We start from the raw sequence: 20,397 nt of genomic DNA on the forward strand, positions 1-20,397 counted from the left end.
CCGCAACAGGGTTCATCCCGGCGCCAATTGGCAGGCGCCCGGGCCGGTCAGCCGTGGACCGGGGGGTAGCCGTAACCAACGGCGGGAGCGGGCGCGACGTGCGCCTCGCGGTCGTAGAACGGGCGGGAGTTGGCGCGGAGCCACATCGCGACCGGGTCGTACTCGTCGGACATCGCGACGGTGGAAACGGGCAGCCCGTCCGGGACCGCGCCGATCGACTGCTGCATCATCGCGCGCACCGCGTCGACGGAGGTCTGGCCCGTGTCGTAGAGATCGAGACCGATGGCGAGGTACGGCACCCCGAGCGCGGGCTGCACCCAGGCCCGGCGCAGCGAGCGGATCGCGGGGGTGTGATGGGCGTTCCGCGAGAGCAGGGCGTAGAACTGCGGGATCTCGATGGCCGGCTCCGTGAGCCGAAGCGGTCCCGCGGGCATCCGGTCGAGGCCGGTGGCGATACGGCGCAGATCCAGCCACGGGATGCCGACGCCGCCACCAGGGGCGTGTGGGTTGAGCCAGATGCCCCAGCGGTCCGGGAAGAGAGCGCGGGCGATGTCGAGTCCGGTGACCACTTCATGGTCCCGGTTCCAGCCGCTGGCCGAGAGCTCCTGGGCAGAGGTCACACAGGGCGCGTAGCCCAGCCCGTCCACCTCGATGTTCCCGTACTGGGCGTCGGGCGAGCCCGCCCGGCCGTGCCAGAGCAGCATCCAGATCCGGTCGCCGGCGAGCGCCCGGAGCAGTGCCTCGTACGCGTCGTAGCGCCCGGGCGTCACTTGGCGCAGCATGTGCTCGACCTGCCCGGCCGCCGCGGTGCCTGACGCACTCACCCTGGGTCCCGCCCCTCTTCGATCCACTGTGTCGGCCTGCCGCTCCCGGGGCACACGGGTGCGGCCAGGTGGCCGAGGCACTAGCCATCAAACCAGCTTATGCGGCGCCCCTGACACCGACTTGACGCCACAGGCCGACGGTGTCGCGCCCGCAATCCCCGGAGTCGGGGACTCCGCGCTCAGTGCCCCTCCCGGCAGGCTCAGCCCCGTCGCGCCGCCCGGCACGGCCGCTCGCTGTGCGTCGGCCACATGCCCTGGCAGCCCCTTCCCCGAGCTCTCAGCTTCGTTCGAGCAGGGAAGACCCCACCCCAGGACCTCCGGCCGCCTTGCGATCGCACGCACCGGACGCCGCCCGGCCCGCCCTACGGGCGGACGACGCTCCTCACGGGGCAAACATCGCCGGTCACGGCACTAGTGCCCCTCGCGCTGGTAGAAGGGCCGGATCCTGGCCCGCATCCAGTCGGCGACCGGGTCCTGCGCCACATCGAGCAGGACCAGATTGACCGGCCAGGGCACCTCGACACGGCCCAGTGCGCGCCCCAGGGCGTCCATCGGGGCGTTGCGCCCCGCGCCGTCCCAGGTGGAGAACTCGACGCCTATGAAGAGAACGGGATCGCCGCCCTCGATGCTGGCCAGCGTCCGGCGGGCGGTGCGTACGACGCCGCTCTCCTCGAATTCCCCGGCCGCGGCCGCGAGGAAGTCGACGGGCTCCTCCTGCCAGTCCGGCTCGTACAGCCGGACCCGCCCGCCGGTGGCCGGCCCGTCCAGCGAGGTGCGTCCGGCGCGGCAGAGCTCGGCGACGGCGGGCGGCGGCAGCGGCATGCCGACGGCGCCGCCCGGGTTGACCGCGATGCCGAGCTGCGGGGGCAGCCCGCGGGCGAATTCGACGGCGGGGGCCACGGTGAAGGACATATGGGTGCCGACGCACTGCAGGAACTGATGTTCGGAGCTGAAGACGGGGACGTACGGAGCGCCCTCGATCTCCACCGTCGGCAGATCGAGCGACGGGGCATCGGGGCCCCCGCCGTTGGGAAGCGGCACCCAGACCTGACTGCGGCCGAGCACTTCGACGAGCCGGCCGCCCGCCTCCGGGCTGCCGAGCGAGGCAACCAGCACCTCTTCGAGCTCATTGGCCGGCCATCCGCTCTGCGGATGGCTCTGGACCGGTGCCGGAATGTCCACTGCGCTGCTTCCCCTTCTCACCCGAGCCTTGCCGCAGAACAGTAACTCCGGCGCGCCCCTCCGCGCTGACGGACGACCGGGTACCGGCGCCTCTCCTGCGCGGATCATGCCGGGCGGGCAGGTCCTGTTCGGAAAAGAAGGACCCTCAGGGCTGTCCCGTCATCCCCTGGGCGTCGGCGAACGTGATCCGCGCCAGCATCCCGGCCGCCTCCCGGTCCAGCAGCACCGCCGAGGAGCAGCCGAGCGGCAGGTCGCCCGCCTCGGTGTCCCGCAGCAGCCGGCCGACCGCCCTGCGGTGCCGGGCGAAGGCGTATCCGGAGACTCCGCGCCCACGCTCGCGCTGGCCCTCCCTGGCCTCCTGAGGGGTGACGTCGAGCAGCACGAGATGCAGCGTGCGGCCGCGGCGTCGTGCGTGCCGGGCCAGCCAGCCCCGCACCCATGTCTGGGTCCCGCAATCGTGGACGACGACGGACTCACCGGAGCACAGCGCCCGCCACAGCCCGCAGTAATGGGCCATGCGGACCAGCGGGCGGTAGAGGGCGTACGGGAGTAAGCGGGGCACCCGCTTACTCCAGCGGTCCCGGGTGTCCTGGGAGTCGATGGCCCTTACGGCCACCGCCCGCCGGATCAGTGTCGACTTTCCGCCTCCGGGCAGCCCGGAGACCACCACCACATCGCCTGCCAGGAAATGGAGCCCGCGCGGGCTGCGCCCGGAGCGCTCACGCAGGTCCCGCACGACGGGCGCATGCGTGCCCGGCAATTCCCGGGCGCGTGCTCCCGGCTGCGCGGGCATCGCGCCGTGCGCGACCCCCGCGGTCGTCGCGTACCGCTGCAACGTCATCGCCCTCCCCCTGTCGGTTCACCCACACCTGCCCAAGAAGTGTAAAGAAAAGGTAATGCGAGACAACGGTCCCACTACTCGTTGCGTGCATCGGGTACCGACGCCCCACTCTTCCGCAATGCGTGCGATGATGACCCGGCCAACTGCATAAAGGCCGCTTGAATCCGCGCGGGAGAGTTCCGGCCACAGTGTGTGCCGGGCGCCGAAGGAGCAAGATCCTCCCTTGAATCTCTCAGGCCCCGTACCGCGTGGATGAGGCAGATCTGAAAAGCGAGTCGCCCCGCGGCTCCACCCAAGGTGCAAGCCGAACCCTCCCCGGGGGCCTCTCGGCGAACCTCTCAGGTTCCGATGACAGATGGGGAGGGGATCGTCCTCGTCGTCATGCCCTGGGAGCCACACCTATGAGCAACGCCCCCCGTCTCACCGCCCTCGACGCCCTGCATCGCTCGCTGGGCGCGACCATGACCGACTTCGCCGGCTGGGACATGCCGCTGCGCTACGCCAGTGAGCGCGACGAGCACAACGCGGTGCGCACCAAGGCGGGTCTCTTCGACCTGTCGCACATGGGTGAGATCACCGTCACCGGCCCGCAGGCCGCGGCGTTCCTGAACTTCGCACTGGTCGGCAACATCGGCACCGTAGCCGTCGGCCGCGCCCGCTACACGATGATCTGCGCCGAGGACGGTGGCATCCTGGACGACCTGATCGTCTACCGGCTGGGCGAGACCGAGTACATGGTCGTCGCCAACGCCGGGAACGCCCAGATCGTGCTGGACGCGCTGACCGCCCGCGCCGACGGGTTCGACGCCGAGGTGCGCGACGACCGCGACGCGTACGCGCTGCTCGCCGTCCAGGGCCCCGAGTCCCCCGCCATCCTGGCCTCGGTCACCGACGCCGACCTGGACGGTCTGAAGTACTACGCGGGCCTCCCCGGCACCGTCGCCGGTGTGCCCGCGCTGATCGCCCGTACCGGTTACACCGGCGAGGACGGCTTCGAGCTGTTCGTCGCCCCCGAGCACGCAGAGCAGCTCTGGCAGGCCCTCACGGCGGCGGGCGCCTCCCGTGGCCTGATCCCGTGCGGTCTGTCCTGCCGCGACACGCTCCGCCTGGAGGCGGGCATGCCGCTGTACGGGCACGAGCTGACCACCGAGCTGACCCCGTTCGACGCCGGTCTCGGCCGGGTCGTGAAGTTCGAGAAGGAGGGCGACTTCGTCGGCCGCAAGGCCCTGGAGGCCGCCGCCGAGCGCGCCGAGACCGCCCCGCCGCGCAAGCTCGTCGGTCTGATCGCCGAGGGCCGCCGGGTGCCGCGCGCCGGCTACCCCGTTGTCGCCGAGGGCCAGGTCATCGGCGAGGTCACCTCCGGCGCCCCGTCGCCGACGCTCGGCAAGCCGATCGCCATCGCCTACGTGGACGCCGCGCACGCCGCGCCCGGGACCACGGGCGTCGGAGTGGACATCCGTGGCAGCCACGAACCGTACGAGGTCGTCGCCCTGCCGTTCTACAAGCGCCAGAAGTGACGCAGTCGCGTCTCACACCGTAAGACCGTCGTTCATCAGCACTCCCCCGCGTACAGGAGAATTCAGGTCATGAGCAACCCCCAGCAGCTGCGTTACAGCAAGGAGCACGAGTGGCTGTCGGCCCTCGAGGACGGTGTGGCCACGGTCGGCATCACCGAGTTCGCGGCCAACGCGCTCGGTGACGTCGTCTACGCCCAGCTCCCGGAGGTCGGTGACACGGTGACCGCGGGCGAGACCTGCGGCGAGCTCGAGTCGACCAAGTCCGTCAGTGACCTGTACTCGCCGGTGACCGGCGAGGTCACCGCCTCCAACCAGGACGTCGTGGACGACCCGTCGCTGGTGAACTCCGCTCCCTTCGAGGGCGGCTGGCTGTTCAAGGTACGCGTCGCCGAGGAGCCGAAGGACCTGCTCTCCGCCGACGAGTACACCGAGTTCTCCGGCAACTAAAGACCCCAAGGGACCACCTGATGTCGCTTCTCAACTCCTCCCTCCACGAGCTGGACCCGGACGTCGCCGCCGCCGTCGACGCCGAGCTCCACCGTCAGCAGTCCACCCTCGAAATGATCGCCTCGGAGAACTTCGCTCCGGTCGCGGTCATGGAAGCTCAGGGCTCCGTCCTCACCAACAAGTACGCCGAGGGCTACCCGGGCCGCCGCTACTACGGCGGCTGCGAGCACGTCGACGTGGTCGAGCAGATCGCCATCGACCGGATCAAGGCGCTGTTCGGCGCCGAGGCCGCCAACGTCCAGCCCCACTCGGGTGCGCAGGCCAACGCCGCCGCGATGTTCGCGCTGCTGAAGCCGGGCGACACGATCATGGGTCTGAACCTGGCCCACGGCGGTCACCTGACCCACGGCATGAAGATCAACTTCTCCGGCAAGCTCTACAACGTGGTCCCCTACCACGTCGACGACACCGGCATCGTGGACATGGCCGAGGTCGAGCGCCTGGCCAAGGAGTCCAAGCCGAAGCTCATCGTCGCCGGCTGGTCCGCCTACCCCCGTCAGCTGGACTTCGCCGCCTTCCGCCGCATCGCGGACGAGGTCGGCGCGTACCTGATGGTCGACATGGCGCACTTCGCGGGCCTGGTGGCCGCGGGTCTGCACCCGAACCCGGTGCCGCACGCCCACGTCGTCACGACGACCACGCACAAGACCCTCGGCGGTCCGCGCGGTGGCGTCATCCTGTCGACGCAGGAGCTCGCCAAGAAGATCAACTCTGCCGTCTTCCCCGGTCAGCAGGGTGGTCCGCTGGAGCACGTGATCGCGGCCAAGGCGGTCTCGTTCAAGGTCGCGGCGACCGACGAGTTCAAGGAGCGCCAGCAGCGCACCCTGGACGGCGCCCGCATCCTCGCCGAGCGTCTGGTGCAGCCGGACGTCACCGAGGTCGGCGTCTCCGTCCTCTCCGGCGGTACGGACGTGCACCTGGTCCTCGTCGACCTGCGCAACTCGGAGCTGGACGGCCAGCAGGCCGAGGACCGGCTCCACGAGCTCGGCATCACGGTCAACCGGAACGCCATCCCGAACGACCCGCGGCCGCCGATGGTCACCTCGGGTCTGCGGATCGGCACGCCGGCCCTGGCCACCCGCGGCTTCCAGGCCGAGGACTTCACCGAGGTCGCCGAGATCATCGCGTCGGCACTCAAGCCGACGTACGACGCCGACGACCTCAAGGCCCGCGTGATCGCGCTGGCCGAGAAGTTCCCGCTGTACCCCGGTCTGAAGTAGTCCGGGTCACTTTTCGTACGTTTGGGGCGGGGCACCACGCACACTGGACAGTGAGCGCGGTGCCCCCACCCTTGTCCCGCCGCTCTTCGGACCGACCGGTCCGTACCGCACCGCCCGGCAGACAACGGCGTCTACCAACCCCTTAGGAGTCACACCGTGGCCATCTCGGTCTTCGACCTGTTCTCGATCGGCATCGGCCCGTCCAGCTCCCATACGGTCGGCCCGATGCGCGCGGCCCACATGTTCGCGCGCCGCCTGAAGAACGAGGGCCTGCTCGCCCACACCGTTTCCATAAGCGCCGAGCTGTTCGGCTCGCTCGGCGCCACCGGCCACGGCCACGGCACGCCCAAGGCCGTCCTGCTCGGCCTGGAGGGCGAGTCCCCCCGTACCGTCGACGTGGAGTCCGCCGACGACCGGGTGGACGCGATCCGCTCGTCGGGCCGGATCAACCTGCTGGGCATGCACGAGATCGACTTCGACGCAGACGAGCAGCTGGTCCTGCACCGCCGCAAGGCGCTCCCTTACCACGCCAACGGCATGACGATCTTCGCGTTCGACCGCGACGGCGCCCCGCTGCTGGAGAAGACCTACTACTCCGTCGGCGGCGGCTTCGTCGTCGACGAGGACGCCGTGGGCGAGGACCGGATCGTCCTCGACGACACCGTCCTGAAGTACCCCTTCCGCACCGGCGACGAACTGCTGCGGCTCTCCCGCGACACCGGCCTGTCGATCTCCTCCCTCATGCTGGAGAACGAGCGGGCCTGGCGGACGGAGGAGGAGATCCGCTCCGGTCTGCTGGACATCTGGCGGGTCATGCAGGCATGCGTATCGCGCGGCATGGCCCGCGAAGGCATCCTCCCCGGTGGCCTGAAGGTCCGCCGCCGCGCCGCGAACACCGCACGCCAGCTGCGCGCCGAGGGCGACCCGCAGGCCCACGCGATGGAGTGGATCACCCTCTACGCGATGGCGGTCAACGAGGAGAACGCCGCGGGCGGCCGCGTCGTCACCGCCCCGACCAACGGCGCAGCCGGCATCATCCCGGCCGTGCTGCACTACTACATGAACTTCGCCGCGGGTGGCGCCACCGAGGCCGAGAAGGAGGACAGCGTCGTCCGCTTCCTCCTCGCGGCCGGTGCCATCGGCATGCTGTTCAAGGAGAACGCCTCGATCTCCGGCGCCGAGGTCGGCTGCCAGGGCGAGGTCGGTTCCGCCTGCTCGATGGCCGCGGGAGCGCTCGCCGAGGTCCTCGGCGGCTCCGCCGAACAGGTGGAGAACGCCGCCGAGATCGGCATGGAGCACAACCTGGGCCTGACCTGCGACCCGGTCGGCGGTCTTGTCCAGATCCCCTGCATCGAGCGCAACGGCATGGCAGCGGTCAAGGCGGTCACGGCGGCGAAGATGGCGCTGCGCGGTGACGGCAACCACAAGGTCTCTCTCGACAAGGTCATCAAGACCATGAAGGAGACGGGCGCGGACATGAGCGTCAAGTACAAGGAGACGGCGCGGGGCGGGCTCGCGGTGAACATCATCGAGTGCTGAGCGGATGGGCCCTGATCAGCGCGTTCGCATCCTTCGGCGCCGATCAGGGCCTTCCCCTCCTGCGCAACCGGCGCCGGGAGGATCCGGGCCGAACGTCCCACCGGCGGCGGGACGTTCCCTCACAACCGTGTCGTGGCGCCCGACTCCTTCACCGAGGACATCAGGGTCCCGCACCGCGCCGACCGGTTGCTGATCCACTGCGCCCACATGGTTCACAGCGCCACCGGCTACTGGGGCCGGACTCTCGAAGAGAAGCGAATGACGGCGGTCTTCTTCTGGATGGCCGGCTGAACCCGCCCCACGCCGTCCGCCCCCCTCGCGGCGCCGGCCGGTGGCGCGGGACAAGGCGGCTGTCACCTGGACAGCTTGGTGACTCCAGGCAGGGAGGCGGCAAGGGCACACCGAGCGTCGGGCGGACGAGCCGGTTCTCGCTCGGCAGCCGGTGACGCTTGCGCACACGGGGGGAAGGGCAGGGCTGTTTCAAAGTCGCATGATCTTGTGGCGGTGCTGGTCCCAGGCATGACCGGAGAGGAACGTGTCCCCACCTGCCCCGGCAGGCTCGCCGACCTGTTGGGAGCGGAACCGGCTGGGGCAGACGCACTGGCCGTGGATGGCAAGAGCGCCCGCGGCTCGCGTACCGGCGACAGCCCGGCCGCGCATCTGCTGGCCGCGATGACCGCAGACGGAATGGCCGTCACTCAGCTGCGGGTGCCGGACAAGACCAACGAAATCACCTGCTTCGCCGCCCTGTTGACCCTGACGACCTGACCGGCAAGCCCGCACCGCCCTCCGCTTCACCACCCCGCGCGAACCAGCCATCCGCTACACCGGCCTGGGCGCCCCGGCCCTGCTGGCCGAGATACCTCAGGACGCCTCACGCGACAACGCCGACGTGGCCGCCATCGCCCGAATCGCAGGCAACCCAGAAGACATGGAGGTTCTGGACGCCTACTGCGCCACCCGCTCCCCACGCCGAGCCGCCGACCTTCTCCACCTGCACCACAACAGCGTCGCTCGCCGACTCGAACCGATCGCAAAGACCCTGGGCATCGAACTGACCGAGCCCACCGGGCTGATGCGGGCCAGACACGCCCTCACCCCGTGGCGACTGCTCAACGACTGAGGCAGATGAGTCCGGGCTCCGGCCTCACGCATGTCCGGAAATCACTCTACTCAACCGACCTTACAATCTCTTTACTGTTGTGCACACGTCACCAAGTCGGCCCGGACGACAAATACGAACCCCTGTAGCCCAAACCCCCCACGTGGTCTGAGACGTCCTTAGTTTGCCTCGGCAAGGAGGAAGTGTCCCATGCAACGTGTACGACGAAGAACGCTACGAGCGGGACTGGTGGCAGTCCTGGCCATGTTGACCCTGCTCGTCGGTGGCCTGCCAGCCACGGCGAAGCCCACCGACACGGCGCCCGCCGCACCCGAAGCCCGGCCGGCCGCGAAGGCGAAGGTACGCGACGCGGTGCAGCACGACCTCTCCCCAAAGCTGCGTGACATCTCCGCGAAGCCTGGCGGCACCAAGCGCAGCAGCGCCAAGCCCTCCGTGCAGCCGTCCCATTCGCTGGAGCGCGCCGCCGTCAACCCCTCCGCGAAGGAGGGCAGCAGCCAGGTCCAGCGTGGCTTCACCGCCAGCCAAGTACCTGAGTTCAAGGCCAACTTCGAGGGCGTCGGCAACGTCGACGGGGTGCTTCCGCCGGACACCAACGGCGATGTCGGCCCCAACCACTACGTCCAGATGGTCAACCTCCACTACGCCGTGTTCGACAAGAGCGGCAACAAGCTGCTCGGGCCGCTGCCGGGCAATGCGGTCTTCGCCGGCTTCGGCGGACCGTGCGAGACCAGGAACGACGGCGACCCGGTGGTCCTCTACGACGAGACCGCCGATCGTTGGATGATCACCCAGTTCGCCCTGCCGGGCGGATCCGCCGGCAACCACCAGTGCATGGCGATCTCGCAGACCCCGGACCCGACCGGGGCCTTCTACCGGTACGACTTCCTCTACCACCAGACCCGGATGAACGACTACCCGAAGTACGGGATCTGGCCGGACGCCTACTACATGACCACCAACGAGTTCGCGCCGTCCTTCGTCGGCGCCGGAGCGGTGGCCTTCGAGCGGGAGAAGATGCTCGCCGGCGAGCCGGCCCGGATGGTGTACTTCCACCTCGGTCCGGACTTCGGCGGCCTGCTGCCCGCCGACGCGGAGGGTCAGGCGCCGCCGGCCGGGGCACCCAACCCGTTCTCCATGTTCGACGACGACGCGTGGGGCACCTCGCCCACCGACCGGCTGCTGATGTGGGACTTCCACGTCGACTGGACCAACCCGGCGAACTCCACCTTCGGCAACAACCTGGCGCCGAACCGGTCCCTGGAGACCGCACCGTTCGACTCGAACATGTGCAATGGCGCCCGGTCCTGCATCCCGCAGCAGGGCACCTCGGCGCGACTGGACGCGATCGCCGACCGGTTGATGTACCGGGCGGCCTACCACAACTTCGGCGACCACGCCTCCATGGTGCTCAACCACACCGTGGATGTCGGCGGCGACCACGCCGGCGTGCGGTGGTACGAACTGCGCAGCAACTCGCCCACCGATTGGGCTATCCATCAGCAGGGCACCTATGCGCCGGACGGCGACAGCCGGTGGATGGCCAGCGCGGCCATGGACGTCACCGGCAACATCGCCATCGGCTACTCGTCATCGGGCAGCACATCCTTCCCGTCGATCCGGGTGGCCGGGCGACTCTCCGGTGACCCGGTGGGCGAACTGGGGCAGAGCGAGCGGACCCTGATCGCCGGGACCGGCGCACAGACCCACTCGGCGGCCCGCTGGGGCGACTACAGCTCGATGTCGGTGGACCCGACGGACGGCTGTACGTTCTGGTTCACCTCCGAGTACATGGCCCAGACCAGCTCCGCCAACTGGCAGACCCGCATCGGTTCGATGAAGTTCCCCAACTGCGTGAACGGGCCGCGGGGAGAGGTGACCGGCAAGGTCACCAAGGCCGGCGGCGGAGCGATCGCCGGTGCGACGGTACGCGTCGGCGGTAGCGGCACCGTCACCGACGACCAGGGCGAGTACAAGCTGACCCTGCCGACCGGTCAGCACGAGGCGACCGCTTCGGCATTCGGCTACGCGTCGAAGTCCGCGACGGTGACCGTGCCCGACAGTGGCACGGTGACGGCGAACTTCGCGCTCGACCCGGTTCCGCTGCGCAAGGTCAGCGGCGTGGTGAAGGACGATTCCGGGCACGGCTGGCCGCTCTACGCGCGCATCGACGTGGCCGGCAAGCCGGGCGGCCCGGTCTTCACCGACCCGGCGACCGGCGCGTACAGCGTCGATTTGCCGCAGGGGGCCGAGTACGGCCTGACGGTCAAGGCGATGTACCCGTCTTACCGGCAAGGCAACGCGCAAGTCACCGTCAGTGACAGCGACCTGGTGCGGAACTTCGACCTGGCGATCGAGACCTCCTGCGACGCCACCGGGTACAAGATCGGCTACGGCGAACCGGTCGTCACCGAGCAGTTCGAGTCCGGGGACACGCCGGCCGGCTGGAGCGTGGTGAACACCACGCCCAACGGCGGCTGGAACTTCACCGACCCGAAGAGCCGGGGCAACCTCACCGGCGGCAGCGGCACGTACGCCATTGCGGACAGCGACAGCGCCGGTTCCGGCAAGCCGATGGACACCGCGCTGATCACCCCGGCGATGGACCTGTCCGCCGTACCGGCACCGGTGCTGCGGTTCAACAGCGACTACCGGGCGCTCGGCGGGTTCGCCGACATCGACGTGAGCGTTGACGACGGCACGACCTGGAAGAACGTGTCGCACTGGACCAGCACCAGCCGGCGTGGTCCGGTGCTGGAGGAGATCCCGGTGCCGCAGGCGGCCGGGAAGTCCGACGTGCGGATCCGGTTCCACTACCAGGCCACCTACGCATGGTGGTGGGAGCTGGACAACGTGTCGATCGTCAACCGGACCTGCGACCCGATCCCGGGTGGTCTGGTGGTCGGCCGGGTGCTGGACGGCAACACCGGCGCCGGGCTCAACGATGCAACAGTGACCAGCGAGGACAAGCCGGCGGAGAAGGCGGTGACCGGGCCGACTCCGGACGACGCCAAACTCGGCGACGGCTTCTACTGGATGTTCTCGACCCTGACCGGAAAGCACCCGTTCGCCGGGGCGAAACAACAGTACAAATCGGTCACGTCCACGGTGGATGTGGCGGCTGACCGGGCCACGCGGGAGGACTTCGCACTCAAGTCGGGCCGGCTGACCGTCACCCCGCCGTCGGTGGGGAGCACTCTGACGCTGGGCCAGTCCAAGACGGCGACGACCACCATCCGCAACGACGGCACCGCACCGGCCACGTTTGAGCTGTCCGAGCGGGCCGGTAGCTTCGACCAGCTCGGTACGCGTGGCGCGCGCCTGCAGAACCTCCGGGTCAAGGGGGGCGGCGTATCGCCCGCCTGGCGGGGCGACAGCAAGCCCGGCGACGTCCTGGAGCCGACCCCGTACGCGCCGCCGTGGACCAACACGGCCAACTACCCGATCAAGGTCATGGACAACGCCGCGGCCGCGTACGACGGAAAGGTGTACTCGGTTGGCGGCACCGACGGCGCCGCCAACCTCGCCAACGGCTACGTGTACGACCCGGCGGCGAACACCTGGACGAGGATCGCCGACATGCCGGCGGGCCTGGAGAAGCCGGCAGCGACGTTCGTCGACGGCAAGCTCTACGTCTTCGGTGGCTGGAACTCGGCGGGCAACACGTCGGCAAAGGTCTACGCCTACGACCCCGGTACCAACGCGTGGGAGACCCGGGCCGGCACCAACCCGGCCCCGCGGGCCGCACCCGGCATCGGGGTGGTCGACGGCCAGATCTATCTGGTCGGTGGCTGCGTGGACGGAAACTGCAGCAAGTCCAATGTGACCGTCCGGTACAACCCCGGGGCCGACACGTTCACCACGGTCGCCGCGTACCCGGTCGCGGTGGCGTGGCAGGGCTGCGGCGGGATCGACGGCACGCTCTACTGCGCCGGCGGCAACGGGCCGACGACGCTGAAGAGCACGTACGCCTACAACCCGGGCGCGAACGCCTGGACCCAGATGGCCGACCTGCCGGTCGACGTCTGGGGGGCAACCGCGGACACCGCGAACGGCCTGCTGTTGGTCTCCACCGGTGTCATCAACAACTCCACAACGGTCACCAACCAGGGCTGGGCGTACGACCCGGCGGCCAACTCCTGGTCGGCGCTGCCCAACGCCAACTTCGCCCGCTACCGGGCGGGTGCGGCGTGCGGGTTCGTCAAGGTCGGTGGCTCGACCGGCGGCTTCACCCCGACGCCGGACAGCGAACTGCTGCCCGGTTTCGACCAGTGCGCCACTGTCACCGACGTACCGTGGCTGTCCGCGTCCCCGACCTCGGCGACGCTGCAGCCCGGGCAGAGCATCACGGTGAACGTCAAGTTTGAGGCCTCCACGGCGGCGGGCGTGCAGCAGCCCGGCAAGTACACCGCCCAGCTCGGCATCAAGTCGGACACCCCGCCCGTGGCACCGATCGACGTGACGATGACCGTGCAGCCGCCCAAGGACTGGGGCAAGTCGACGGGCGTCGTCACCGGCGTCGACTGCCGCGGCAACAGCACCGCGCTGCGCGGGGCGACCGTCCAGATCAACGGCAAGAGGGGCTGGACCCACACCCTGAAGACCGATGCGGATGGCCGGTACGTCATCTGGGCTCCGAGGGACAACCCAGTCGAGATCATCGCGGCTCAGGATGGCTGGAAGCCGCAGTCCAGGCTGGTGAACCTCAAGGCGGGCGAGGCGGTGACCACCGACTTCGCCCTCCGCCCCACCACTTGCTGAGAGGAGTCTGATCCACCGGGCCCGCGCCGTTCACCGGCGCGGGCCCTTCCCGTCTGCGGCTCGCGTACCGGCGACAGTGCAGGAGTGAGTCCTGCCGGCAGGTTCGCGCGGGTAGGAACGGGGGTTCTGGGGTCGAATGGGTGACCTTGGCGGCTGTTGCTCGTTGGGCTGGGTGACGGGTGTCCGGCCCTTGCGGGAGGGGGTGGTGTGGTGGGTGGTGTGCGGGAGTTGGCGGCGTCCTTCGTGGTGCCGGGGCCTTGCGGGGTGGCGATCCGGGACCGTCTCAAGTACCTCACGCCCCGGGACGAGAAGGTGCTGCGTGCGGTCGGTGAGCATCAGGGTGCGCTCGCTTCGCGTGATCTCAAGGCGCGCTGTGCGGACGGTTCACTGGACGTGACGAGCGGTGACGCGATCGCCATCAAGGCGCGTTCCGTCGCCGAGGGCCCACCGGCCCGGCTCGGACGCCCGGCCCCGGCCGAGGAAAGAGGACAGCCACGAGCTCTCCGAGAATCGGTCCCCCGCCACCTGCATTGTTTCGCGAATTCGACTCACTCCCATTCCCTGTTCGTAACGTTCAGACGAGGGGCACCATGAGCAAAATTGCGCTTCCAGAGTTCCATATGCCGTTCGACAGCACGGGCTGCAATCCAGGCATTCAGAAGACGAAACAAGCCGCCTGGGAGTGGGCGGACGACAACGATCTCGTGCTGACACCGGCGGCTCGGAAGAAAATGATCCGGACGCGTCCCGAACTCTGGATATCACTCATATTTCCCGCCGCGTCGCAGGAACACCTCGACCTCTTCTGCCAGTGGCTGTTCTGGGCCTTCCTGGTCGACGACGAATTCGACGACGGGCCCGCCGGGCGTGACCCGCACCTGTGCGAGGAGGCGATCGCGCGGCTGGTGGACGTGCTCGACGGCACCGGCGCACCGAACGGCCCCATGGAGCACGCGCTCGACGACCTCATGGCGCGGACCCGCGGCGGCCGGTCGCCGCGCTGGGTCCGGCAGTTCCGCCGGGACACGGTCGCCTGGCTGTGGACGTACTACGCGGAGGCCGTCGACCGGGCCGCGGGGCATGTGCCGAGCATGGCCGACTTCGTGAAGCACCGCCGCGATTCGGTGGCCATGCAGCCGTTCCTCGATCTGCACGAGATCACTGCCGGAATAGACCTCCCGGAATCCGCCCGATCCCTTCCCGCGTATATCGCGCTGCGCAACTCGGTGACCGATCACTCGGGGCTCTGCAACGACATCTGCTCGTTCGAGAAGGAAGCCGTCCTCGGATACGAGCACAATATGGTCAGGCTCATTCAGCGGGACCGCTGCTGCTCGGTCCAGGAGGCCGTCAATGAGGCCGGGACATGGCTGGCGGGGATTGCCGACCGGGTGCAGCGATCGGAGAAGGAACTCGTCGAGGAGATAGCGGCGGCTCATATCGACGGCCCTGCGCGCGCCGCGCTGGAGCGCTGTATCCAGGACTACCGGGGGCTCGTCCGCGGGGACTTCGATTACCACGCACGGGCGGAGCGGTACACCCGCCCCGACCTGATGGAAATCGACGAGCAGCCCGCCCTGTCCCGGAACTTCGCCGTCTGACCGCACGGGCCCGGAGGGCTGGATCCGTCACCGGCGCCCCTCAGCGGCAGGGCGCGCAGGGTCGGCGCCCAGCCGAGCCGGACCTCGCCCGACCCGGTGGAACGACCAGTGAGTTCGGCGATCAGGCCGATCCGGTTGAGGACCGTGTTGCGCCGCGGCTGTCCGGGGGTGCTGCGGCTGCCGCGGGCCGGGCAGGTGCGTGAACAGATCTGCCGCGTCGACGCTCCGGGCGGACGCCGTCCGCCCGGAGGGTTGAGCGGCCGGTGGTCCGGCGCACCCCGGCCGGGCAGGGCCGGGGGTCCCTCCGGCGATCAGCCCTTGTTCTGGGCAGCCCAGAACTCGTCGAAGGTGAGGAGACCGTCACCGTTCGTGTCGTGGGAGTTGATGACGGCCTGGGCCACCGGCTCGGTGACGTAGGGGTCACCCAGCTGAGCCATCACGCTCTTGTACTCGGCGGCCGAAATCAGACCGTCGCCGTTGAGGTCGTACCGCTCGAACGCCTTGCGCGCCGACTCGATGTCCGCCACTGTTCAGCCCCTTCGTCATACCTAACTGATAGGGGTCAGATTAACGGGCGCGAGGGAAACCGATTGCGGCGGCCGGTCGTCGATCATGGGTGGGGTGTCCGCGGACGGCGGACCGGACCGGGAACCCAGGAGGGGAACACTTCATGACCGACGCACTGGCGCGGATCCTGACGGCTGCCGCAGACGGGCGGTTCCCGCCGCCGGACGGGTCCACCACCGTGGTGGCACAGCCGAACGCACGGGACGCCGGGGTACTGGCATTCACCGCGCACTCGGTGGTGTTCACCGACGAGAACCCGGACTGGGTACGGGCCACGCTGGCCGGCGCCCCGGGCGATGCGCTCGCCGCGACGATGAATCCGCACTTCCTGGGCGCGCTGCTGGCCCGTACCGGACGCCACATGAACACCATCGATCTGCTGACGGTCGCGGGTGCGCTGCCCGGCGAGCCGGAGATCGGGCTCCGCGAGATCGAGGACCCGGAACACCCGCGGGTGGCGCGCGCGATGAAGTTCCGCGACGAGGTCCGGGTCTGGGCTGCCGACGGCGGGGTGCTGATCCTCGGCCGTGGGGTCGCCGGGCGCTGGGAGACGGCGATCGAGGTGGCGGAGGAAGCGCGCGGCCGCCGGCTCGGGGAGCGCCTGGCACGGGCGGCCCGGCACCTGGTGCCGGACGAGGTGGTGTGGGCGCAGCAGTCGCCGGGGAACGCACGCAGTGTGCGGACGTTCCAGGCGGCGGGCTATCGGCCGGTGGGCTCGGAGGCGCTGCTGGTCGCGGGCTGAGTCACGGACTCGGCGGGTCAGCGGAAGACGCCGGTGTGGCCGAGCGAGTAGCGGCCCGGCTGCGGATAGACGGCGAGACCGTGCGGTCCGCTGCCCACCGGGATCCGGGCGAGCTGCTTTCCGGTGGACGTGTCGATCGCGTACACCTCGGCGTTGTAACGCCCCGACAGCCAGAGGACCTTGCCGTCCGGCGAGACACCGCCCATGTCCGGGCTGCCGCCGTTCGGCAGGCGCCACTTCTTCGTCAGCTTGTTCCGTGCGAAGTCGAAGACGGAGATGGTTCCTTCGCCGCGGTTGGAGATGTACATCACCTTGGAGTCCCGGCTGACGTACAGCCCGTGGGCCCCCTTGCCGGTGGAGAGCAGCTTCGGGGTGGTGAACTTCTTCCCGTCCAGCACCCACATGCCGTTCGCGATCATGTCCGCGATGTAGAACCTGCTGCCGTCCGGCGACAGCTTCACGTCCTGTGGCATGGCGCCCTTGAACGGCAGCTTCTGCTGGCCGACGATCTTCATCTTCGCCGTGTCGACCTTGAGGAGTTCGCCGGAGAACTCGCAGGAGACGACGAAGTACCGGCCGTCCATGGAGAAGTCGGCGTGATTGACGCCTGCGCAGTCGACCGGCACGGTCTTGGCCGTCTTCATGGTGTGGGCGTCGCGGAAGACCAGCTCACGGTCCATCGAGGCCATCACGATGGCGTACTTGCCGTCCGGTGTGAAGTACAGGTTGTACGGGTCGGAGACGGGAACCGTCTTGCCGGGCTTCCCGGTGGCCGGGTCGATGGGCGTGAGACTGTCGCCGAGGTCGTTGTTGACCCAGAGCGTCTTCAGGTCCCAGGACGGGACGACGTGCTGCGGCTGGTGTCCGACCGGGATGGTCTTGATGACCTTGTACGTCTTCGGGTCGATCACCGACACCGTGTTGGAGTTGGTGTTGGGTACGTAGATCCGGGCCGGGAAGTCCTTGACGGCCGGCGACATCTTTCCGGGCCGGTCGGCCGCGTACACGTCCTTGGGATCGAGCACCGGCGGCATCCCGGCGAGTCCGGGCGAGGTGGCGCGTCCGGGGGCGGCTTGCTCCGGGGTGGCGCTCTGGTCCGGCCGGGGTGTGGCGGCCTCGGTCGTCCCCTTCTCGGCGGAGGTGCCACAGCCCGTGAGGGCGGCGATGAGGATGCCGCCGAGCAGGGCCGCGGTGCGCGTGGTGGTGAGCATCAGGTCAGCAGCTCCGTGGTCGTCACCGCGCGCAGTCCGCGGCGGTCGATTTCGGCGAGGAGGACCGGCAGTGCGGCGACCGTGTCCGCGTAGCCGAAATGCAGGCTCACCACCGATCCGTTGCGGATCTCCCCGGCAACCTTGCGGGTGACGGCCGCGGCGCCGGGAGAGGTGAAGTCGAGGGAGTCCACGTCGTACGAGAGGACGTGCGGGTAGCCCGCCCGTCGGGCGAGGCGCTGGACGAGCGGGGTGGCGTCCTGGGTGCGCGAGGGCCGGAACCAGGTGCCGATGGAACCGGTGAGCCGGCGCAGCCGTTGGGCGCAGCCGGTGATCTCCGCGTATGCCTGGACCTCGCCCATCGCCGAGATGTCGGCATGGTGCTGGGTGTGGTTGCCGAGGTCATGGCCGCCGTCGAGGATCCGGCGGGCCATCTCGGGGTGCTCGTCGAGCCAGCTCCCGACGGCGAGGACGGTGATCCGGGCGTGGGCCCGTTCCGCCTCGGCGAGCACGGTCCGGGCGATGGCGGGGTCGCCCTGGCCGTGGAAGGTGAGGGCGACGCGGGCGCGATGACGAGGACCGTGGTCGATCTGGACCGGCTGCCCGGGGAAGCGGTGCGGGGCGGGGGCGGTGCGCGGGGCCGGGGGCTTCGCACCCCCCGGGGTCGTCGCGGGGGTGGTGGCCGGGGTCTTCGCCGAGGTGGTGACGGCGCCGCGTTCATCCGTACATCCCGCCGCAAGGACGCCGGCCAGGGCTGCTCCTGCGCCCGCGCGCAGTGTGCTGCGACGGTGCACCGGCGTCTCGGAGGCCTTCATGGGCAGAACAGTAGGTGCGAATGACCGGAAAGGTAGCAATCACCCGCCTTCACACCCCCTTGCCGGGACGCGAAGGAAGTGCCGCCAATGGCTCAACTAATCGAGGATTCACTCGCCGAACCACATAATCATTCACGCATTGCCAGGCCAGTGACCCATCACACCTGCGATTCGACGCCGAAGAGTCACGATGTGACCAGATTTATCCGATTAGCCCCTTTGGACCCCGGGTCCCCCATCTGCCATAGTCGGTTCCACGACCCCCATTGACCCGGGCCAGGTCGTCTCCAGCGGCCGTGAACACACCCCCTATTTCACGGCCCCACGCAGAAGCCCCCGCAGCGCCGCACCACGGCCGACCGGGGGCTTCTGTGCGTCGCGCCGGGTGCCATCACAGAGGACGCAGGGGCGGGGGCCGGATCGGCTCAGCGGTCGGAGATCCACATCTCGAACCAGGTGGTCTTGCCGCGCGGCAGCAGATCCACCCCCCAGCGGTCGGAGAGCTTGTCGACGAGAAAGAGCCCGCGGCCGCTGATGTCCATCTCCTGAACCGGCATGAGGCACGGCAGCCCGCGCGAGGGGTCGCGCACCTCGATCCGGATCCAGTCGCGGCGGCGCAGCATCCGCAGCCCGAAAACACGCGCGCCTGTGTGCCGTACCGCGTTGCCGACGAGCTCCGAGACGAGCAGAACGGCATGCTCGGCGGTCTGCGGGGAAAGCGCCCACTGCCGCAGCACCACGTAGGAGGTGAGCCGCCGGGCGGTGGCCGCGGACTCCGGCCGGGAGGGCAGCTGCACTTCACCCTCCGCCGGATTTTCGGACAACTCCAGCGCCTTGAACGCCTGTTCGTCCTCGCCAGTCGGCATCCGGCGTGCCGCAGTCGCGCCGCCGCGCTGCCGCGGCTGTTCCACACCCTCCAGGCCCGCCATGCCCACCATCATGGCCGCACTGCGGGCGTTCCGGGGCGGTTCCGAGGGAATCCCCACCCCGGATTGAGACGGACCGGCACATGGGGGGCGGGCGACGCCGCCTCCCATGTGCCGGTCGGACTTAAGGCTCAGCCAATCCGCTCGCACGGATGAATCCGCGGCAGTCGTTACCCAACTGGCGTTTGTTCAGAGGAACTTGGCCTTCCCCGGTCCCTCTTCGACAAAGCTGCGCATACCGCGCTCACGGTCCTCGGTAGCGAACAGGCCGGCGAACCAATTCCGCTCGATCGTGAGACCGGTGTCGATGTCCGTCTCCAGCCCGGCGTCGACCGACTCCTTCGCCGCGCGCAGCGCGAGAGCCGGCCCCTTGGCCAGCCGGGCCGCCCAGGCGTATGCCTGCTCGTACACCTCGGCCGCGGGCACCACACGGTCCACCAGGCCGATCGCCAGCGCCTCTTCGGCCTTCACATGACGGCCGGTGAAGATCAGGTCCTTGGCCTTGGACGGGCCGACCAGCCGGGCCAGCCGCTGGGTACCGCCCGCGCCGGGAATCAGGCCGAGCAGGATCTCGGGCTGGCCCAGCTTGGCGTTGTCGGCGGCGATCCGGAAGTCGGCGCAGAGCGCCAACTCGCAGCCGCCACCGAGCGCGTAACCGGTCACGGCGGCGACGACCGGCTTGGGGATGCGGGCCACCGCGGTGAAGGAGTCCTGCAACGCCTTGGACCGTACGACCATCGCCGTGTGGTCCATCGCCTGCATCTCCTTGATGTCCGCGCCCGCCGCGAACACCTTCTCACCGCCGTAGAGGACGACGGCGCGCACATCGTCGCGCCGGGTCGCCTCCTCGGCGAGTTCACGCAGCCGGTCCTGGGTGGCGACGTCCAGGGCGTTCATGGGCGGACGGTCCAGCCGGATCGTGCCGACGCCGTCGCTTGCTTCGAGGGTTACGGTCATGAGAGGCAGGTTAACCGTCACTAACGACGGCGGGCCCGGTGCTGTTGGTCACAGCACCGGGCCCGCCGTC

At 69.5% G+C, this 20,397-nt stretch carries 17 protein-coding genes, 1 pseudogene and 1 riboswitch; of the genes and pseudogenes, 10 read left to right on the forward strand and 8 right to left on the reverse strand.

Features of this window, described 5'->3' with window-relative positions; translation table 11 throughout:
- Positions 1-47: 47 nt before the first annotated feature.
- From AB0N06_RS05245 to AB0N06_RS05255, 3 genes are all read right to left on the reverse strand, one after another.
- Positions 48-824 carry an enhanced serine sensitivity protein SseB C-terminal domain-containing protein gene (locus AB0N06_RS05245; protein WP_366133352.1) on the reverse strand — a complete coding sequence of 259 codons (777 nt, stop codon included), beginning with the start codon at positions 822-824 and terminating at the stop codon, positions 48-50.
- Positions 825-1,235: 411 nt separating this feature from the next.
- On the reverse strand, positions 1,236-2,006 hold the full coding sequence (locus AB0N06_RS05250; RefSeq protein WP_366133353.1) for an enhanced serine sensitivity protein SseB: 771 nt from the start codon (positions 2,004-2,006) through the stop codon (positions 1,236-1,238).
- 145 nt (positions 2,007-2,151) lie between these two features.
- Positions 2,152-2,847 (reverse strand): AAA family ATPase, encoded by a 696-nt coding sequence (locus AB0N06_RS05255; protein ID WP_366133354.1) that lies wholly within the window; start codon positions 2,845-2,847, stop codon positions 2,152-2,154.
- Between the two features lie 159 nt (positions 2,848-3,006).
- A riboswitch (glycine riboswitch) is annotated at positions 3,007-3,104 on the forward strand.
- Between the two features lie 144 nt (positions 3,105-3,248).
- Between AB0N06_RS05255 and gcvT the strand changes: the two genes are divergently transcribed.
- From gcvT to AB0N06_RS05300, 9 genes and pseudogenes are all read left to right on the forward strand, one after another.
- Entirely contained in the window at positions 3,249-4,364 is a 1,116-nt protein-coding gene (gene gcvT, locus AB0N06_RS05260; protein WP_366133355.1) for a glycine cleavage system aminomethyltransferase GcvT, read from the forward strand.
- A gap of 69 nt (positions 4,365-4,433) precedes the next feature.
- Positions 4,434-4,811 (forward strand): glycine cleavage system protein GcvH, encoded by a 378-nt coding sequence (gene gcvH / locus AB0N06_RS05265; protein ID WP_037690095.1) that lies wholly within the window; start codon positions 4,434-4,436, stop codon positions 4,809-4,811.
- Positions 4,812-4,831: 20 nt separating this feature from the next.
- Positions 4,832-6,091 carry a serine hydroxymethyltransferase gene (gene glyA / locus AB0N06_RS05270; RefSeq protein WP_366133356.1) on the forward strand — a complete coding sequence of 420 codons (1,260 nt, stop codon included), beginning with the start codon at positions 4,832-4,834 and terminating at the stop codon, positions 6,089-6,091.
- Positions 6,092-6,247: 156 nt separating this feature from the next.
- Positions 6,248-7,630, forward strand: coding sequence for an L-serine ammonia-lyase (locus AB0N06_RS05275; RefSeq protein ID WP_366133357.1), 1,383 nt, complete (start codon positions 6,248-6,250; stop codon positions 7,628-7,630).
- Between the two features lie 132 nt (positions 7,631-7,762).
- Positions 7,763-7,921: pseudogene (locus AB0N06_RS05280) on the forward strand (hypothetical protein); the annotation flags it as partial.
- Between the two features lie 228 nt (positions 7,922-8,149).
- Entirely contained in the window at positions 8,150-8,398 is a 249-nt protein-coding gene (locus AB0N06_RS05285) for a hypothetical protein (protein WP_366133358.1), read from the forward strand.
- Positions 8,399-8,561: 163 nt separating this feature from the next.
- On the forward strand, positions 8,562-8,753 hold the full coding sequence (locus AB0N06_RS05290; RefSeq protein WP_366133359.1) for a helix-turn-helix domain-containing protein: 192 nt from the start codon (positions 8,562-8,564) through the stop codon (positions 8,751-8,753).
- Between the two features lie 189 nt (positions 8,754-8,942).
- Positions 8,943-13,511: a carboxypeptidase regulatory-like domain-containing protein gene (locus AB0N06_RS05295; protein WP_366133360.1), complete on the forward strand. Its 4,569-nt coding sequence runs from the start codon at positions 8,943-8,945 to the stop codon at positions 13,509-13,511.
- Positions 13,512-14,101: 590 nt separating this feature from the next.
- Positions 14,102-15,112, forward strand: coding sequence for a terpene synthase family protein (locus tag AB0N06_RS05300; protein ID WP_366133361.1), 1,011 nt, complete (start codon positions 14,102-14,104; stop codon positions 15,110-15,112).
- Between the two features lie 311 nt (positions 15,113-15,423).
- On the opposite strand, the gene AB0N06_RS05305 is transcribed toward AB0N06_RS05300, so the two are convergent.
- Complete coding sequence (locus tag AB0N06_RS05305) at positions 15,424-15,639, reverse strand: EF-hand domain-containing protein (protein ID WP_037690105.1); 216 nt, start codon at positions 15,637-15,639, stop codon at positions 15,424-15,426.
- Positions 15,640-15,782: 143 nt separating this feature from the next.
- Here AB0N06_RS05305 and AB0N06_RS05310 point away from each other — a divergent pair, with 143 nt between their 5' ends.
- A complete protein-coding gene (locus tag AB0N06_RS05310; RefSeq protein WP_366133362.1) occupies positions 15,783-16,421 on the forward strand; it encodes a GNAT family N-acetyltransferase in 639 nt (212 codons plus the stop codon).
- 17 nt (positions 16,422-16,438) lie between these two features.
- Here AB0N06_RS05310 and AB0N06_RS05315 read toward each other — a convergent pair whose 3' ends face one another.
- The 4 genes from AB0N06_RS05315 to AB0N06_RS05330 form a co-directional block, all read right to left on the reverse strand.
- Positions 16,439-17,632, reverse strand: coding sequence for a beta-propeller fold lactonase family protein (locus AB0N06_RS05315; protein WP_366133363.1), 1,194 nt, complete (start codon positions 17,630-17,632; stop codon positions 16,439-16,441).
- A complete protein-coding gene (locus AB0N06_RS05320) occupies positions 17,632-18,444 on the reverse strand; it encodes a polysaccharide deacetylase family protein (RefSeq protein ID WP_366133364.1) in 813 nt (270 codons plus the stop codon). Before AB0N06_RS05320 ends, AB0N06_RS05315 begins: the two co-directional genes overlap by 1 nt.
- A 425-nt stretch (positions 18,445-18,869) precedes the next feature.
- Positions 18,870-19,385: an ATP-binding protein gene (locus tag AB0N06_RS05325; RefSeq protein WP_366133365.1), complete on the reverse strand. Its 516-nt coding sequence runs from the start codon at positions 19,383-19,385 to the stop codon at positions 18,870-18,872.
- 174 nt (positions 19,386-19,559) lie between these two features.
- A complete protein-coding gene (locus AB0N06_RS05330) occupies positions 19,560-20,327 on the reverse strand; it encodes an enoyl-CoA hydratase-related protein (protein WP_366133366.1) in 768 nt (255 codons plus the stop codon).
- Between the last annotated feature and the right edge of the window lie 70 nt (positions 20,328-20,397).

Source organism: Streptomyces sp. NPDC051020, from assembly GCF_040683105.1.
Lineage (GTDB): Bacteria > Actinomycetota > Actinomycetes > Streptomycetales > Streptomycetaceae > Streptomyces.